Below are 17,202 nucleotides of genomic sequence, written 5' to 3' on the forward strand. Positions count from 1 at the left end.
GCCTTGTGACAACGAACCCATTTATTGATTCTGCAAATCAAGTTTTTGCTACCGAACTTGCAGCAATAGAAGAAGTGCAACAGTTTGTTGATCAACAATTTGTAAAAGCCTGTGAAATTATGTTTGGCTGCCAAGGCCGGATCATCGTGATTGGCATGGGTAAATCAGGCCACATCGGTAATAAAATTGCAGCGACACTCGCAAGTACTGGCAGCCCCGCATTTTTTGTTCATCCAGGTGAAGCAAGTCACGGCGACTTAGGTATGATCACCAAAGATGATGTGGTTTTGATGATCTCCAACTCAGGGGAAACCCAAGAGGTGATCTCTATCCTACCTGTGATTAAGCGTTTAGGTGCCCCGGTAATCTCTATGACGGGCAACCCGAGCTCTACAATGGCTCGTAATGCGACAGTTCACCTTTGTGTTAGAGTATCGAAAGAAGCCTGCCCATTAGGACTTGCACCCACGGCCAGCACCACAGCTACGCTAGTGATGGGTGATGCACTCGCAGTTGCGCTACTTGAAGCCAGAGGTTTTACGGCAGATGATTTTGCACTTTCCCACCCTGGTGGTAGTTTGGGAAGACGTCTACTACTAACCGTTGCTGATGTCATGCATCAAGGAGATGCAATCCCTATGGTCAATAGTCATTGCACAGTTAAAGAAGCTTTATTTGAAATGTCCGCTAAAAGTTTAGGTATGACGGCAATCGTAGATGAAAGCTCGCAATTACAGGGTATTTTTACCGATGGTGACTTGCGCCGTATTATCGAACAAAAGGTCGATATTCACACCACCCCAATCACGCAAGTAATGACGGCTAAAAGTACGACTGCACGCGCCGATATGCTCGCAGCTGAGGTACTCAATATCATGGAAACCAAACGAATTAATGGCTTGATTGTGGTAAACGAAAACAACATACCGGTTGGCGCCTTGAATACGCAAGATTTACTTAGAGCGGGGGTGCTGTAATGCAATTTGAAGATTTATATCAGACGATTTCACCTGAAGCTTGGGAAAAAGCAAAACAAATCAAATTATTGATTTGCGATATTGATGGCGTATTCTCAGATGGACGTATATACCTTGGTAATAATGGAGAAGAACTGAAAGCATTTAATACCAAAGATGGGTTTGGTATTAAGGCCTTGATTGATAGTGGTATCGAAGTCGCCGTTATCACAGGTAGGCATTCACAAATAGTTCAGCAACGCATGACTAGTTTAAATGTAACTTATATTTACCAAGGCCAAGAAAACAAGTTAGTGGCATATGATGAACTGAAGACTAAGCTCAGCCTTAGTGATGACGAAATTGCATATATTGGTGATGATGGCCCAGATCTACCCGTAATGGAGCAAGTCGGTTTTGCCGTTGCCGTCAATGATGCACACCCTCTTGTTAAACATATCGCCCATTACACGACCTTGATGCCTGGTGGTTTTGGTGCCGTGAGAGAACTGACTGATCTTCTAATGCTCAGCCAAAATCACTTATTGACTTCCAAAGGATCAAGTACATGACCGTATTACGTGTCATCTTACTCATTGTTTTCGCTTCTCTAATGGTATGGATGTGGTCGCCCATGTTTAATCCATCAGAGGCGGACTCAGCAAAAGAAGATGAACCGTTAGCTAAGCCCGATTATGTTGCAACCACGCTTCAGCAAACGACCTATAGTGAAAATGGCTTATTAAACTATCAGGTAACTGCTGATAAGATGGAGTTGTATCAAGATCTTGGCTTTAGTCACTTTGAAAAGCCTATTTTCACCTTATATAACGGTGAGCAGAATTGGCAAATAAGTGCATTAGAAGCAACACTGTACGAAAACAATACCTTGATATTAGAAGGCAATGTGCTGGCAAAGAATTTAACGCCTAACGCCATGATCACCGATATCAATGCCGATAATGTAAGAGTTGAAATTAAGCAAAAATTGATGAAATCGGAACACCCTGTCGTTATCACAGGTCCTAGTCTTAGGATCACGGGTAAAGGGCTGCATGCAGATCTACAAAAGCAAGTGATCGAACTCATCAACCACACAAAGACAATTTATTATGACCAGTAAAATCATTAACAAACTAATTTTCATCGGCTTGCTTGCAAGTTCTACTTTAGCAATTGCTGCAGAACAAAATGAAGTCATTATTGATGCTGGCCGTCAGCAAGCTCAACTGCAAAGCAACATCGGTATTTTTGAACAGAATGTTGTTATTATTCATGGCAACAGAAAAATAAATGCCGATCGCCTAGAAGTCCACCGCCGCGCGGAGCTTGGTACTAACAAGCAACTGCTTGTTGCTACTGGCAGCCCAGCTATTTTCAGTGAACGTCAACCTGATGGTAATTTGCTAGAAGCCAAAGCAAACGAAATTCGTTACGACGTTGCGAAAGGCACCTTAGTCATTTCTGGCGATGCGGAAATCAATCAAACTGGGCAAAAAATCAATGCGCAAGTCATCACCTATGACATTGAAAAGCAATTGATCAGTGCTGAGCGCTCAGACCAAGAAGATTCTCGGGTAAGAACCATCCTTGTTCCTGTTGATGACAAAAAAGACGCAAAAGATAAAAAAGCGCAGGAAGAAGGTAACAATTAATGAGCGAGCTCAAAGCAACTGGTCTAGCAAAGAGTTATAAAGGTCGTCAGGTCGTCAAAAATGTTGGTTTAAGTGTTCAGGCTGGCAGCATTGTAGGCTTATTAGGACCAAATGGAGCGGGTAAAACCACTACGTTCTACATGATTGTAGGGTTAGTACCAAGCGACAAAGGTTTTATTCAGATTGATGATGAAGATATCACTTTGCTACCAATGCACAGCCGCGCGCGACTTGGTATTGGCTATCTACCACAAGAGTCTTCAATCTTTAGAAAACTCACGGTCTATCAAAATTTGATGGCGATTTTAGAAACTCGAAAAGACTTATCTAAAGTTGAGAGAGAAGCTGAACTAAACGAGTTACTGGACGAATTTAATATTCAACACATTCGTGACTCACAGGGCATGGCATTGTCGGGAGGCGAAAGAAGACGCGTAGAGATTGCTCGCGCTTTAGCCGCTAATCCTAAGTTTATCCTGTTAGATGAACCTTTTGCTGGTGTTGATCCTATTTCGGTGTTAGATATAAAGACAATCATAGAGCACCTAAAAAACCGCGGTATCGGTGTGCTAATCACCGATCATAACGTTAGAGAAACACTGGACGTATGTGAAAAAGCCTACATCGTTTCACATGGTGAGTTAATCGCTGCAGGCACGCCAGAACATGTTTTGGCAGATCAAACCGTAAGAGATGTCTACCTAGGCGAACAATTCAAGCTATAGTTAAGACGTAGTATTAATAACTGTTAAAAAGGATTGTTAGAGATACATGAGGCAATCATTACAGCTGCGCATGGGGCAGCAACTTACAATGACTCCACAACTGCAACAAGCCATTCGCTTGCTGCAGCTTAGTACATTGGATCTGCAACAAGAAATACAAGAAGCATTAGACAGCAATCCATTGTTGGAAGTGGAAGAAGGTGATAATACTGACGGCGAAAACGCTGACCAACACAGCCAAGAAAAGAGCAGTGCTGACGACAATCAAGATTCAAGCGATGAAGCGCAGGTTAGTGACTATGAAATAGACTCAGATACCGCCATGAGCAAAGACACTGTCAGTGATGACCTTGCCATGGATGTCACTTGGGACGAATATATGAGTGCAGCACCCGCTGCAAGCTCAGGCCCACTTCCCGATGACGATAATGTTTATCAAGGGGAAACCTCTGAATCTCTCCACGACTATCTCATGTGGCAACTTGAGCTGACACCATTTAGTCCAACAGATAGAGCGATTGCGATTGCGATTATTGAAGCGGTCGACCTGTCAGGCATTTTAACACTGTCTTGCGAAGACATTTTAGAAAGCATTAATGATGAGAGTAGCGAAGAGCCTATTGAGCTGGATGAAGTCGAAGCCGTGCTCAAACGTATTCAGCTTTTCGATCCTGTCGGTATCGCAGCGCGCAGTTTACAAGAATGCTTGTGTATTCAGCTAAATCAATTCGCCCCAGATACACCATGGATTGCCGAAACGAAAATGATCCTGACAGAGCATATCGACTTGCTTGCCAGCCGTGACTATCGAACTTTGGCAAAGAAAACGCGCCTTAAAGAAGCCGATCTCAAAGAGGTCATGACGTTAATTCATAGCCTTAACCCAAAACCAGCGGCAAGCATTATTCATGAAGAGCCTGAATATGTGATCCCTGACGTATCAGTGAAAAAAGTAAAAGGTCGCTGGGTCGTAGAGCTAAATCCTGATGCTATGCCTAAAATAAGAGTAAACGACCATTACGCTGCGATGTCTAGAACGGCAAAATCCAGTACGGATAGTCAGTTTATTCGCTCACATTTACAAGAAGCAAAGTGGTTTATTAAAAGCTTAGAAAGCCGAAATGATACTTTATTAAAAGTTACCAATTGCATTGTGCAACAACAACAGGCATTCTTTGAACATGGCCCCGAAGCAATGCGCCCTATGGTGCTAAATGATGTTGCTGAAATGGTTGAGATGCATGAGTCCACAATTTCCCGTGTGACAACACAAAAATACATGCATACACCTCGGGGAATATTTGAGCTGAAGTATTTCTTCTCTAGCCATGTAAGTACAGAAAATGGAGGTGAGTGCTCCTCTACAGCAATTAGAGCACTTATCAAAAAGCTGATAGCTGCAGAAAATACCGCGAAGCCATTGAGTGACAGCAAAATTGCAGATATCTTAGCTGAGCAAGGAATTAAGGTAGCGAGACGCACGATTGCAAAATATCGTGAATCCCTAGCCATTCCACCGTCAAATCAGCGTAAAAGCTTGATATAAGACGTAAAACCCAAGAAGGAAAAATGCTTATGCAACTAAATCTAACTGGTCGCCATGTAGAAATTACTGACTCATTAAGAGACTATGTCACCAACAAGTTTGCGAAGCTAGAAAGGCACTTTGATCATATCAATAACGTGCATGTGATCCTTGATGTCGAGAAGCTAGTACAAAAAGCAGAAGCAACATTACACGTAAACGGCGGCGAGCTATTTGCATCAACAGAGCATCAAGATATGTATGCCGCAATTGATGGCCTTATCGACAAGCTAGATCGTCAAGTTATTAAACACAAAGAGAAGCTCACTCGACACTAAGATGAAATTAAGTGAATTAGTGAACAAGGACTGCAGTAAAGCTGCGGTCCTTTTTAATAGCAAAAAACGTATTTTAGAATACATCAGCGAACTGGCTCATAGCCAAATTCCAAATACCAGTCAGCATGCTATCTTGGACGCCTTAATGGCGCGAGAGAAATTAGGCAGCACAGGGATCGGTAAAGGCATTGCCATTCCCCATGGTCGACTTGAAGGTTTGGATAAAATCCTTGCAATGGTGCTTGTCAGCGAGCAAGGGATCCAGTTTGAAGCCATAGATAAGCAGCCTGTCGATATTTTTGTCGCGTTCATCGTACCCGAAGGTGATAATCAACAGCACCTGAAGACCTTAGCGGCGATTGCTGATACACTCAAAGACAAGTCTTTTTGCAAAATGCTTAGGCAAGCAAAAAGTGACGATGAGTTATATGCAGTGATCCAAGGTGAACTTGATGAGTGATGAAGAAAAAGGACTCGAGCTTATCATTATCAGTGGCCGCTCAGGCTCTGGTAAATCTGTAGCGCTTCGAGTATTGGAAGACTTAGGCTACTATTGTGTAGATAACATTCCGGTCAATTTGCTGCCGTCTTTAGTCCGCAGCGTTTCGGACAATTATAATAAAATAGCAGTCAGTATTGATGTCAGAAACTTACCTAAAGAACAGGACGAGTTTAATGACATTCTTGAATACTTACCAGGCTTTGCCAAACCTACCCTGTTTTATTTAGACAGTGACGATCAAACCCTGATAAAACGCTTCTCAGAAACACGCCGTTTGCACCCTCTTTCACTGCATAATCTTCCACTAGATGTTGCAATAAAGAAAGAACGGGAATTGTTAGACGTATTGATCACTCGCGCCGATTTTCTCATTGATACTACAGGCCTGAGCGTTCATCAACTTGCAGAAGATATCCGCGAAAAAATCTTAGGTAAAAAAGACAAACAACTCATTATTACCTTTGAATCTTTCGGCTTTAAACACGGTATCCCAAAACAAGCGGATTACGTTTTTGATGCGCGCTTTTTGCCCAACCCACATTGGGAGCCTGAGCTTAAGCCGCTAACTGGCCTAGATCAGCCAGTCAAAGACTATTTGTCGAGTCACAGCATCGTGCAAAAGTTTACTTGGCAGATCCAAACCTTTGTACAAACTTGGTTACCACACTTAGAGCGTAACAATCGCAGTTATCTAACGATTGCAATAGGATGTACAGGTGGGCAACATCGCTCGGTATATTTAGCGCAAACCATTGGTGAGCGTTTTGCTAAAACCCATCCCAACGTCAAAATTCGCCACCGTGAGCAAGAGGGTTAAATGCTAGAAGATACGTTTTTAATCCAGAACAAGCTTGGTCTGCACGCTAGAGCAGCGACGGTTCTTGCACAATTAGCAACCCAATTTGATGCCGAAGTGACCTTATATCAAGGAGACAAAAGTGCAGCTGCTGACAGCGTACTAGCGCTGTTGTTACTTGAAAGCAGCCAAGGGAAAGAAGTCCGAGTGGTTTGTGAAGGTCCTGATGCTCAGTATGCACTAGACGCCATTGGCGGACTAATAGAAAATAAATTTAATGAATCCGAGTAACTTGGGCTACTAGCACCAAAATAGCACTAAGGTCTGATTCATTTAGTCCGTGCTAATCTCCCCCTCCGTAACCAGACTGGTCTAATACCAATTAGTCTTAATACTTACTCAATTTGAAGGAGCAAACCTGACGCTAACTGTGTTAAAAATTTCTCATTTAGAACAACTAAATAGCAAAATTTTCGCCGTGTTATCAACAAGGTTTTCTCGCTTAAAAATAGATCACTTAATTAAGCGAATTGGTATAATAAGTCTCTCATAATTAAGCGTAAACCTTGGTAGTTCCCAATAAACTGAGTTACACTGTAATACCAATTTAGGTTTCTCTCGTGCAGTAAAGCGAGTTGCCGAGAAAATCCTACTTTATCGTTGCGTACACCTTTAACGTGTATTAACGATAACAACCCACCAGCAGAAACAACACGAATAAAATTCAAATTAAGAAATTGATTTCTGCGATAAAATAAATGAATAGGGTTAACTTAATCACGTTAGCCACCATTATTATCAAAAAGGATGCCTATGCCTGAAGTATTTGAACAAGACTACACACTGGAACAACTCCAAAAGGTAACTAAAGCCTTAAACAGTGGTCAGTTTGTTCAAGTTAGGCGTATGCTCGCAGAAACAGCTCCTTGTGATACAGCACTGCTTTTAGAATCATCCCCTCATAAAGTTCGCTCTATGCTGTGGCAGCTCGTTGACCCAGATATCCAAGGGGATGTCTTAGAGGAACTGTCAGAGGACGTAAGACTTGGGATCATCGCCCAGATGGAGCCGGAGCTAATTGCTGCCGCTACAGAAGACATGGACGACGATGACCTTGGTGATGTTCTGAGAAGCCTGCCTGATACCGTCTACCAAGACGTTATCGGTGCGATGGATAGCCAAGATAGAGAACGTGCGACACAAGCATTGTCCTACAAGGAACACTCGGCCGGTGCGCTAATGAGCACTGACACGGTCACTATTCGACCCGATGTTACCTTAGAAGTTGTATTTAGATATCTACGTCTTAAAGGCGAATTGCCAGACGGTACGGACGAGTTGTATGTAGTTGATAAAGACAACTGCTTTTTAGGCACGCTGCCTGTCAATACCTTATTAACTAAGTCTCCTGACAGTATGGTTCGAGACTTGATGGATGAAGATAAGGAAACGATCCCTATCTCCATGGATGAGTCTGAAGTGGCGCAGCTTTTTGAGCGTCACAACTGGATCTCGGCTCCTGTAGTTGACGATAACGCCCATTTGCTTGGTCGTGTCACCATTGATGACGTTGTTGACGTCATCCGTGAAGATGCTGAGCACAGCTTGTTAAGTATGGCAGGTCTTGAAGATGAAGAAGACACCTTTGCGCCAGTTCTAAAAAGTAGCCAGCGCCGCTCTATTTGGCTTGGAATTAACCTGCTAACCGCCTTAATGGCAGCGTTTGTTGCAAGCTTCTTCGAAGGTACTCTGGATATTTTACCTATTCTCGCGGTGTTAAATGGCATAGTACCAAGTATGGGCGGCGTTGCCGGTAGCCAAACGCTAACCCTAGTGATTCGTGGTATTGCCCTTGGCCATATTAACCAGACTAACCAAAAGTTTTTAATGGGTAAAGAGCTGGCGATCGGCGCCTTAAACGGCGTGCTGTGGTCAGTATTGATCGCTGGGGTTATTGCTGTATGGCAATGGGACTTCACACTCGGTGCAGTTATTGCCTTCGCAATGTTTATGAACTTAGTCGCAGCAGGTATCGCGGGTGCCAGTATTCCAATTATGCTAAAGAGAATGAATATCGACCCAGCACTAGCTGGTAGTGTGGTACTAACAACGGTTACCGATATTGTCGGGATCTTTGCATTCCTTGGCACCGCAACTTGGTTATTAGTGTAACAGTAAGAGTGTCGAAATGGCGGGAAATGCTGGTCAAAACCAGCATTTCTTGAGCTGATGAAGGGAGTTATTCGCCCGCTATTTGCATATTATTGAGTAGTATAGAGCCGGTTTGTACTGCGCCTCGGCATTCAATATCACCACCAACGCCTTCAATCCCCATAAACATATCTTTTAAATTACCAGCGATAGTAATTTCACTTACAGGATATTGAAGCTCACCATTTTCAACCCAAAAACCAGCAGCTCCCCTTGAGTAATCACCAGTTACCGTATTAACACCTTGTCCCATTAGTTCAGTGACTAACAAGCCAGTGCCCATCGACGCAAGTAGGCTGGTTAAATCGTCGTGTGTTGGTTTTACTAACCAGTTATGGATCCCACCTGCGTGACCTGTCGCTTGCATATTCATTCTGCGTGCGGCATAGCTTGCCAATAAGTAAGTATTAAGCACGCCATCTGTGATAATTTCACGGTCGATGGTTTTTACACCTTCGCTATCGAAAGGACTCGAAGCAAGCCCTCTTAGTAAATGTGGCTTCTCTTCAATATTTACGCAGCGATTAAAAATTTGTGTGTCTAAAGAATCCAACAAGAAGCTAGACTTACGATATAGCGCGCCGCCGCCAATACCTGACACTAAGTGCCCAAATAAGCTGTTCGCGATATCCGCTCGAAAAATAACTGGTACTTTACGCGTCGATAATTTGCGACTGCCTAATTTTGCTAGCGTAGATTGCGCAGCTTCTAAACCAACTTCTTCAGGGGATTTTAGCTCTGTGTGTACGCGAGATAAGGCATATGCAGAGTCCCGCTGCATTTGCTCACTTTCTTTACCGATCACCATGGTGCTCAGGCTGTGTCTGGTACGTGGGAACCCTGCTATTAAGCCATGGCTATTGCCATATACACGGATCCCTTGGTGACTCGATAAGCTCGCGCCATCAGAATTGACGATTCGAGGGTCGAATTCTAACGCGGCTTTTTCCGCAGCAATACATTGCTCAATGGCTTCATCGGGAGAAACTTGCCAAGGATGGAAAAGATCTAAATCTGCTGGTGACATCTCTAGCAAGGCTTTATCCGCCACACCATTACAGGGGTCATCCGAGGTAAATCGAGCAATATCTACGGCTTTTTCAACCACTGAGCGCAAGGCTTCAGGACTCAGATCCGCTGTTGATGCTGAGCCTTTATGATTACCCACATACACGCTGATACCAAGACCACCATCTTGATTAAACTCAATGGTTTCAACCTCTCCCATTCGTGTACTTACAGACAGACCAGAGGTGCTAGACATCGCTGCTTCTGCCGAGGTTGCACCTAGTTTTTTAGCATGCGCTAACACATCGGCAACTGCATTTTTCACATCATCAATTTGATTATATATAGGGTGTTGTTGAGGTTGAGTCATAGATACCTTATCCGCTCGCTCGTCTAACTAAAACATATTAGTTAATATGCTATCACAGCTACTAACTATTGTAGTGATCAATTGTGGTATACTCTAATGTTAGAGACCTTAATATTTACTAGTATAGACAAGAACAATGGCTAAACACGAGCAAACGACCGAAGAAGAGATTATTTACGTTTCAAAAAGCGAGCTAAAGCGCGAGGCGCTAGAGTTGCATGAACTAGGCTGTGAAATTGCAGGGCTTGCCAAGAAGCAGCGTGAGAAGTTACCTCTAACGGACGAGCTTAAAGAGGCCATGACTGTTGCGGATAGGATCCGTGCTAAAACAGATGCTTACCGTCGTCATATGAACTACATTGCCAAGACATTGCGTAGTACTCCAAATGTCGAAGATATTCAGGCTGCGATGGATTTGATGCTAAATAAGAACAATAAAGCAGACGTATTGCTGAATAAGATTGAGCTTATTCGCGATGAAGTGATTGCCAAAGGAGATAGCAAGATTAATGAGCTATTGGATAAGTATCCTGAACTTGAGCGTCAAAAAATGCGCCAGATGGCGCGCCAAGCAAGTAAAGAAGTAAAAGCTGAGAAGCCAGGCAAAGCCTACAAAGAGCTGTTCCAATATTTAAAAGAAGCAATTATGCCGTAACGCTATATTGTGCTTTGATACAATACAAAAAGGCGCTGATGCGCCTTTTTGCTTATTAACCTAAGCTTCGGATAATTAATGCCTTTCTAGCAGCCAGTTTTTGCGCTAACTGCGTTGAATTCACTTCCAATAGCCAGCTATTGGTGCGTAAATTCGTCTAGTTATCCCTAAAACTCTCTGGCTAGATAAGGAAATAATTTAATGTATGTTTAAAAACAATTAGTTAGCTCATTCCTTATCCAAACCTCAGGTTTATTAATAATTATCGTAGGTAGTATTACGCCGTACCACCGACAGTAATTTCGTCAATCTTCAAACTCGGTTGGCCGACTCCCACAGGGACGCTTTGACCATCTTTACCACATACTCCAACGCCTTTATCAAGCGCAAGGTCATTACCTACCATAGAGACCTTTTTCATCACCTCTGGGCCATTGCCAATAAGCGTTGCGCCTTTAATGGGTTGGGTTATCTTGCCATTCTCAATTAAGTAGGCTTCAGATGCTGAGAATACAAATTTGCCGGAGGTAATATCCACTTGACCACCGCCAAAGTTACTCGCAAAAATACCTTTATCTACGCTACGAATGATCTCTTCTTGACTGTGCTCACCCGCAAGCATGTAGGTATTTGTCATTCTCGGCATCGGTAAATGGGCATAAGACTCACGACGCGCATTACCTGTAGGCGCCACGCCCATTAAGCTCGCGTTTTGCTTGTCTTGCATATAGCCTTTCAAAATACCGTTTTCAATCAGTACATTGTATGCCGCTGGCGTACCTTCATCGTCCACATTCAAAGAGCCGCGACGGTCGGCTATCGTGCCATCATCCACCACAGTACAAAGACTCGAAGCGACTTGTTCACCTATTTTGCCACTGAATGCAGAGGCTCCTTTACGATTAAAATCACCTTCTAGGCCATGTCCAACAGCTTCGTGTAACAAAACGCCCGGCCAACCAGAACCAAGCACCACAGGCATCGCACCTGCTGGTGCATCAATGGCTTCAAGATTCACACGTGCTTGGCGCACAGCTTCTTTGGCAAACTGCATCCATCTCGGTGCACCGTCTACTAATTCTTTAAAGTAACCATAGTCTAAACGCGCACCACCACCGGCACTGCCACGCTCTCTGCGACCATTTTTCTCAAGCAGTACCGAGCAATTTAAACGTATTAACGGGCGAATGTCGGTTGCAAATGTGCCGTCGCTTGCGGCAATTAACACTTCTTCATATACCGCAGACAGCGAACTGACCACTTGCTGCGCCTCAGGTGCTAAATCGCGAATGCACTGTTCAATCTCTCTTAGTAAAGCCACTTTATCCGCATCACTCATGCTGGTAATTGGCTGTGCTGGTTGAAATTGAATGGGTGCTTTTACATCGCTAAATACTTGGACTTTACTGCTTTCGCCAGCTTGCGCAATGCTACGTGCAGCTTCTGCAGCTTTGGTTAAGGCTTCAATATTGATGGCATCAGAATAACTAAAGCCAGTCTTCTCACCACTCACTGCACGCACACCAACACCACGTTCGATGTTGTAGCTGCCGTCTTTGACTATGCCGTCTTCCAGCACCCAAGTTTCGTGGTAGCTTGATTGAAAGTACAGATCGGCATAATTTACTTTGTGCTGATGAATATACTCGAGAGTTTGTGATAATTGCTCACGTGTCAGCTGGCTATTGGTCAGTAAATTCTGCTCTACATTACTCATAAAAACTCACTTTTAAATCGGTTATGATCCACAATCGGCATTTTTTGCCGGATCGAATCAAGAAACGCGCTATCTAGCTGCTGTGAAATGGGTTCTAAACTCTCATCAGAGTCAATTAAGACTTCACCCCAAGGCGATACAATTAAACTGTGTCCATAGGTTTCTCGGCCATTTTCATGACAACCTACTTGCGCGGCTGCAACTACATAGCATTGGTTTTCTATCGCCCTCGCCTGTAATAATGGCTGCCAGTGTGCCTTGCCCGTTGCACAGGTAAAAGCACTCGGGACTAAAAATAGCTCAGCTCCCTTCGCTCTCATCATTTGGAACAAACCGGGAAAACGCAGATCATAACACACGCTTAATCCAATTCTGCCAAATGGACTATCCACTACCACGACATCCTGTCCACGCTCTGTTCGCTCAGACTCTCGGTATTGTTTAGTTTTATCACTCACATCGGCGTCAAACAGATGGATCTTATTATAGTGTGCTACGATTTCGCCACTCGCATTAAATAAGTAACTCGCAGCCAGATATTTATCGTTCTGACTTGGTATCGCGATGGTACCTGCCGCCAACCAAATGTTATGTTGTTGACACAACGCTGAGAGCTCTCCAAGCAGCGCTTCATTATACTGCGCGTATTCCCAAGTCTGTTGCGCATTGTCGCAAAATGCCAGCCAAGTTTCAGGCAAACAGACTAAGGTTGGCTCTTCAATCACTAACTTAGCCAGCTGGTTTTTAAGGTACTCTATATTTGCTTGGGGTGCTTTAGCCGAGCACATTGGCAATGCAATCACCTTAGTCATTACCACTTTCCTTATTTTGCGACACAAGAGGTTGTTCACTTTGCTTAAGTGTAGCACTTGGATGTGATTCTGAATTTAATGCTGGCTCTTCTTTACTTGTATTCTTATCAGCTCCATCTGGCGTCGCTTCTTCACTAGGAGGCACAACCGGTTTGGGTAACTCAATTTCTTTACTCTTACGATCAACCTCGGTAACCACTGGCTCTTGCATCGTTCCGGTGATTTTAAAATTAATCTCAGAGATCACTCGCGCGGAGTGGATAACCTTATCTAATGCTAGCGCAGCTAACCCCGTCACAGGGTTCACCGCCCATGCCATAATCACAGGTAAACTCGACGTGACTTGTGGTGCGACGGCCAAATCATAATTAATTTCGTGAGTATTGAGGTCAGCATAGCCACGTATCGTTAGATCTGCAGGCACGCCATCGAGCTTTGAATCTTCAGTGATCGCAATACCATTCGTTAGTTGTACCGAACCACTCATACTGTTATAGAAAAAGCCTTTAGAAAACACATCTCTAAAGTCCAAGCGTAGCTTTCTGATCAAAGAGTCCAAACTCAGTAGAGAAAAGACGCGTGCCCCTTTATCACTTATTTCTGCCAAATGACCTTCACCTAAGCGCCAAGTCAACTCGCCTCCTAGGCTAGGTAAATCCATTTCGTACGGTGCGCCTTGCCAATTGAGGGCAAAATTAATATTGGCGCGGGAATCTTTGATAGTCGAAGTAATATCAAACTCATCCGTTAGTTCACCAAAATCATCGCTGTTTAACGCGCCACTTAGCGTCGTTTTACCTTGCTCAAAGCGGCCACTGGCATTGAGTTTATGATCTTTTTTGTCAATCACTAACTCAGAGATATTGAGTCTATTACCATCTCCAAACAACGACATATTGACCTGATCTAACTGATATTCACCGACTTTACAGTCACTGCATACAAATTCGGTTGCAGGTAAGCTCAACAACCAATCTAATGAGTGAACGTCTTTTTCCACTGTCTCTTGCGCTTGCGGTTCTGCCTTAGGTAAATTTAGACGTAAATAATCACTATTAATGTGAATAGGCCGACTTGAGTTTGACGCTGGAATAGCCACTTGTGAGCGCATTTCTTTACTATTGATTTTAAGCTGCATCGCGCCGTCAATCGCGGCCATAGTAAAGTCAACATCATGGAAAGGGATCTCTGAGAACGTTACTTTTGAGAAAGAGCCATTTACCTGATTCAGTGCTGGTAGAAATGTAGGGTTGGAACCTGAACTTGGCGCTTTGATAATGCGGTTGATCAGTGGCAACCAAGGCAGCAGCTCGACTTCTTGTTGTTTGATTGTGATATCAAAACCGGATGTATTTAAGCCTTCATCTTTACTGCCAATTATCAGGTGTGCATTACGCATCGCACCGGATCCATTATCAATGATGCCATTAAAATACAATTGATTATCTAGGCTTGCCGTAACAAGATTCGAAATATCATCCCCTAATACAGTGCCACTTAGCAGTTTAGCTTGTTCAGCGGGTTTAGCGAATTGATCGGGTAAGTGACTTGCAATCCCCCGTAAATCACTCGCAAATTTGGCTTTATAGTTAAATCCAGCATCGGAAAAATTAAGGATAAGCTCAGTGCTCAGCACGCTATTGCCTTCAAAGTAGCCGTCAATAATTCCATTTGCGTGCGGTTGCAGTTGCTCAATCCCTGCTTCAAGACTGACCTTGGTCGTTACTTGATAATTTTGCTTATCTCCGCTCCCTGATAAGTCTAACGAAAGGGGCATGTCCAGCCACTTAGCAGACAAATTATTCACTTTGATAGTGTCATCATCGAAGCTAACCACACCTTTCACTTGCTGTAATTGCATCCCAGGCTTTGCCAAAAAAACAGGATTGTTGTCTAGGTAGATGTCACCTTTAGCATGTACGGCACCTGAGTGCAGGTCGACGGCCAATTGCACATCCCCTTTTGCATCACCTTTACCTTGAACAATATCTAATATATTCGCGAGCGGATCTGCGAGCGGTGTTGCCGCAAAGAAAGGCTGTAACGTGCTCGCTTCTGTGGTGTGATTAATATCAACAGTCAGCACATCAGCGTGATTTAAATCCGCAATACTCACAATGACACCCTCATCAATACTTTGATTAACAAGTTCCCCACGGTGTGCGTAGATATCCATTCTTTCGTTTTCGAAGTGTAGTGTGACATCACCTGAAGTAACGCTAGGCCAATCCGGCGCAAAACCAAAAGTAACCTCATTCAAACGTGATTTAACTTCAAACTGACCTTGCTTATCAGCGAATGGAAATTGTGAAAGCGCCCCACTCAGTAAGACTTGAGTTTGCAAGTGCTGACCACCTTGGATCCCTGCTTCTAAATAATCGACTAAGCTTTTACGCATAATACTGACAGGAAAGTACTGTGAAGCGATTTCACCACGCCCACCGAGTAGCTCCGCATATAAATCAAGCCGAGGGTCATCTGATAACTGCAAGGAAAATTCTGTGGCTAACGCTACGTCTTGATTACTAAGCCAAAAGTTGGGACTGGAAACTTGCCAGCCTTGCGTTTGTTGATTGCGAATATAGACATCACCACTGAGCTGTTGGAGCTTAATATTATCTTTGAAAGTCTCTTTTGATAGTAATTCAGTTTGTTCAGCACTTAAATTGAGCCTAATTTGCTCATCAGTCGCACTCACCTCTAATCTGGTACCATAAATTCCAGGGATCCCATGAAATGGCTCAAAAGCTATCTCCTCAATGACCCCCCATGCCGCAAAAGCATTATTAGTACCTAGGCTGAATTTCGCTGCGCTCAATTGACCATTAGGATTCATACCATACAGCAAATCTCGCCCAGGGAATTTAGCAAGTTGTGCTAACTCAGCTAAAAAGTTGGCGTTAATATCTTTTAGCCAAAAGGTCTTGTTATCTTTATGCCATTTCGCTTCAAATAAAATAGGAGCAAGCGCTTCTTGATTGCGACTAAACTGGATACCGCTACTTTGCACCCACCAACCTTGCTGATCTGGCTTTAACAGAAATTGCGCATCGTCTAATGCTAACGTGCGCTGATTTTCATCTTCTTGCCAAGTCAACGTACTGGGTTTGATATCCACTGTGATATCTTGCAATATACCTTGCTCAAAGCCTAACCATAGCTGAGCATTGATGTCTGCTTTTAGGTCTGGATGCGCTAAGGTGATAAGCTCTTCTAGCCAATCAACCGGATTAACCTTATCCGCAGATACATAGATATTCCCCGCCAATTCACGTAGCTTTCGCCCTGATAAAGAAAGACGAGCGTTAAACTGACCTTGAGAAAACCCGGGTAATGCGATTTCTCCCGCCCCCTCATGTAATGCGCTAGAATTTTGCCACACTAAATCTTTCAATAGTAAACTGTGGGTCTTACCACTAGAAAAGGTGATATTTAGACGACTGTTTTGCACCGCAAAATGCCCAACATCGCCTAAGAAAAGGCTTTCAATTAATGCTTGCTGCTCAAAAGCCCCTTGATCTTGAGCCGCGTTTAATTTGCTCAGATCTATATCGGCTTCAAACCCTTCCAGTACAAAATAGTTAGATGCGATCTGCATTTGCCGTACAGACTCAAATACATTGAGCTGCAACGAGGTTTTGGCAATATTAATGGAAATTGGCGAGTCTTTATTATCTTTAAAAGAGAGCGATTCCAACACTATGGCAGGCCCATTGCCCTCCCAACTCGCACTGATCTGGCCAATACTAATATCAACATTCAGTTGCTTTTGGATCAGCGCTTCGATGTTACTTCTATAATCATTTGCATAGGGTAAGGCATACTTTAGCGCAGACACCAGCACCGCGAGTGTCACTAAAGTGATCGCAAAAACTTGCCACGCTTTACGCAGACAGAAAAAACAGACGGTCTTAGCCTGCATGTACAGCTAC

General features: G+C 43.6%; 16 protein-coding genes. 12 read left to right on the forward strand and 4 right to left on the reverse strand.

The genetic code is table 11. The features are described 5' to 3' along the window. Positions 1-5 precede the first annotated feature (5 nt). From EXT47_RS16575 to mgtE, 11 genes are all read left to right on the forward strand, one after another. A complete protein-coding gene (locus EXT47_RS16575) occupies positions 6-977 on the forward strand; it encodes a KpsF/GutQ family sugar-phosphate isomerase (protein ID WP_045987635.1) in 972 nt (323 codons plus the stop codon). Further along, positions 977-1,528, forward strand: coding sequence for a 3-deoxy-manno-octulosonate-8-phosphatase KdsC (gene kdsC / locus EXT47_RS16580; RefSeq protein WP_045987636.1), 552 nt, complete (start codon positions 977-979; stop codon positions 1,526-1,528). Before EXT47_RS16575 ends, kdsC begins: the two co-directional genes overlap by 1 nt. Beyond that, on the forward strand, positions 1,525-2,079 hold the full coding sequence (gene lptC, locus EXT47_RS16585; protein ID WP_017219042.1) for an LPS export ABC transporter periplasmic protein LptC: 555 nt from the start codon (positions 1,525-1,527) through the stop codon (positions 2,077-2,079). Before kdsC ends, lptC begins: the two co-directional genes overlap by 4 nt. Next, the gene (lptA, locus tag EXT47_RS16590; protein ID WP_130127096.1) at positions 2,069-2,611 is read left to right on the forward strand and encodes a lipopolysaccharide transport periplasmic protein LptA; all 543 of its coding nucleotides are present in this window, start codon (positions 2,069-2,071) and stop codon (positions 2,609-2,611) included. The genes lptC and lptA overlap by 11 nt, the downstream gene beginning before the upstream one ends. Next, complete coding sequence (gene lptB / locus EXT47_RS16595) at positions 2,611-3,336, forward strand: LPS export ABC transporter ATP-binding protein (protein WP_010376664.1); 726 nt, start codon at positions 2,611-2,613, stop codon at positions 3,334-3,336. The genes lptA and lptB overlap by 1 nt, the downstream gene beginning before the upstream one ends. A gap of 46 nt (positions 3,337-3,382) precedes the next feature. Then, positions 3,383-4,882 carry an RNA polymerase factor sigma-54 gene (locus EXT47_RS16600; protein WP_039492928.1) on the forward strand — a complete coding sequence of 500 codons (1,500 nt, stop codon included), beginning with the start codon at positions 3,383-3,385 and terminating at the stop codon, positions 4,880-4,882. Between the two features lie 29 nt (positions 4,883-4,911). Beyond that, the gene (gene hpf / locus EXT47_RS16605) at positions 4,912-5,199 is read left to right on the forward strand and encodes a ribosome hibernation promoting factor (protein WP_010376661.1); all 288 of its coding nucleotides are present in this window, start codon (positions 4,912-4,914) and stop codon (positions 5,197-5,199) included. A gap of 1 nt (position 5,200) precedes the next feature. After that, on the forward strand, positions 5,201-5,659 hold the full coding sequence (ptsN, locus tag EXT47_RS16610; RefSeq protein WP_010605936.1) for a PTS IIA-like nitrogen regulatory protein PtsN: 459 nt from the start codon (positions 5,201-5,203) through the stop codon (positions 5,657-5,659). Beyond that, the gene (rapZ, locus tag EXT47_RS16615) at positions 5,652-6,518 is read left to right on the forward strand and encodes an RNase adapter RapZ (RefSeq protein ID WP_010605937.1); all 867 of its coding nucleotides are present in this window, start codon (positions 5,652-5,654) and stop codon (positions 6,516-6,518) included. The genes ptsN and rapZ overlap by 8 nt, the downstream gene beginning before the upstream one ends. After that, positions 6,519-6,788 (forward strand): HPr family phosphocarrier protein, encoded by a 270-nt coding sequence (locus tag EXT47_RS16620; RefSeq protein WP_010376658.1) that lies wholly within the window; start codon positions 6,519-6,521, stop codon positions 6,786-6,788. It begins immediately after the preceding gene. A gap of 522 nt (positions 6,789-7,310) precedes the next feature. Then, the gene (gene mgtE, locus EXT47_RS16625; RefSeq protein ID WP_039492930.1) at positions 7,311-8,669 is read left to right on the forward strand and encodes a magnesium transporter; all 1,359 of its coding nucleotides are present in this window, start codon (positions 7,311-7,313) and stop codon (positions 8,667-8,669) included. A gap of 67 nt (positions 8,670-8,736) precedes the next feature. Here mgtE and pmbA read toward each other — a convergent pair whose 3' ends face one another. After that, on the reverse strand, positions 8,737-10,086 hold the full coding sequence (gene pmbA, locus EXT47_RS16630; protein WP_130127097.1) for a metalloprotease PmbA: 1,350 nt from the start codon (positions 10,084-10,086) through the stop codon (positions 8,737-8,739). 136 nt (positions 10,087-10,222) lie between these two features. Between pmbA and yjgA the strand changes: the two genes are divergently transcribed. Continuing rightward, positions 10,223-10,741 carry a ribosome biogenesis factor YjgA gene (gene yjgA, locus EXT47_RS16635; RefSeq protein ID WP_039492934.1) on the forward strand — a complete coding sequence of 173 codons (519 nt, stop codon included), beginning with the start codon at positions 10,223-10,225 and terminating at the stop codon, positions 10,739-10,741. Positions 10,742-11,018: 277 nt separating this feature from the next. Here the strand turns inward: yjgA and tldD are convergent, their stop codons facing one another. Genes tldD through EXT47_RS16650 form a run of 3 tightly spaced genes read right to left on the reverse strand, consistent with a single transcriptional unit; the run spans position 11,019 to position 17,192 of the window. Continuing rightward, positions 11,019-12,458: a metalloprotease TldD gene (tldD, locus tag EXT47_RS16640; protein WP_039492936.1), complete on the reverse strand. Its 1,440-nt coding sequence runs from the start codon at positions 12,456-12,458 to the stop codon at positions 11,019-11,021. Next, positions 12,455-13,270, reverse strand: a complete 816-nt coding sequence (locus EXT47_RS16645) for a carbon-nitrogen hydrolase family protein (protein ID WP_039492938.1) — start codon at positions 13,268-13,270, stop codon at positions 12,455-12,457. Before EXT47_RS16645 ends, tldD begins: the two co-directional genes overlap by 4 nt. Further along, complete coding sequence (locus EXT47_RS16650; protein ID WP_130127098.1) at positions 13,263-17,192, reverse strand: YhdP family protein; 3,930 nt, start codon at positions 17,190-17,192, stop codon at positions 13,263-13,265. Before EXT47_RS16650 ends, EXT47_RS16645 begins: the two co-directional genes overlap by 8 nt. Positions 17,193-17,202: the final 10 nt, after the last annotated feature.

It is taken from the genome of Pseudoalteromonas sp. CO342X (assembly GCF_004208915.1).
In the GTDB taxonomy this organism is placed as follows: Bacteria; Pseudomonadota; Gammaproteobacteria; order Enterobacterales; family Alteromonadaceae; genus Pseudoalteromonas; species Pseudoalteromonas maricaloris.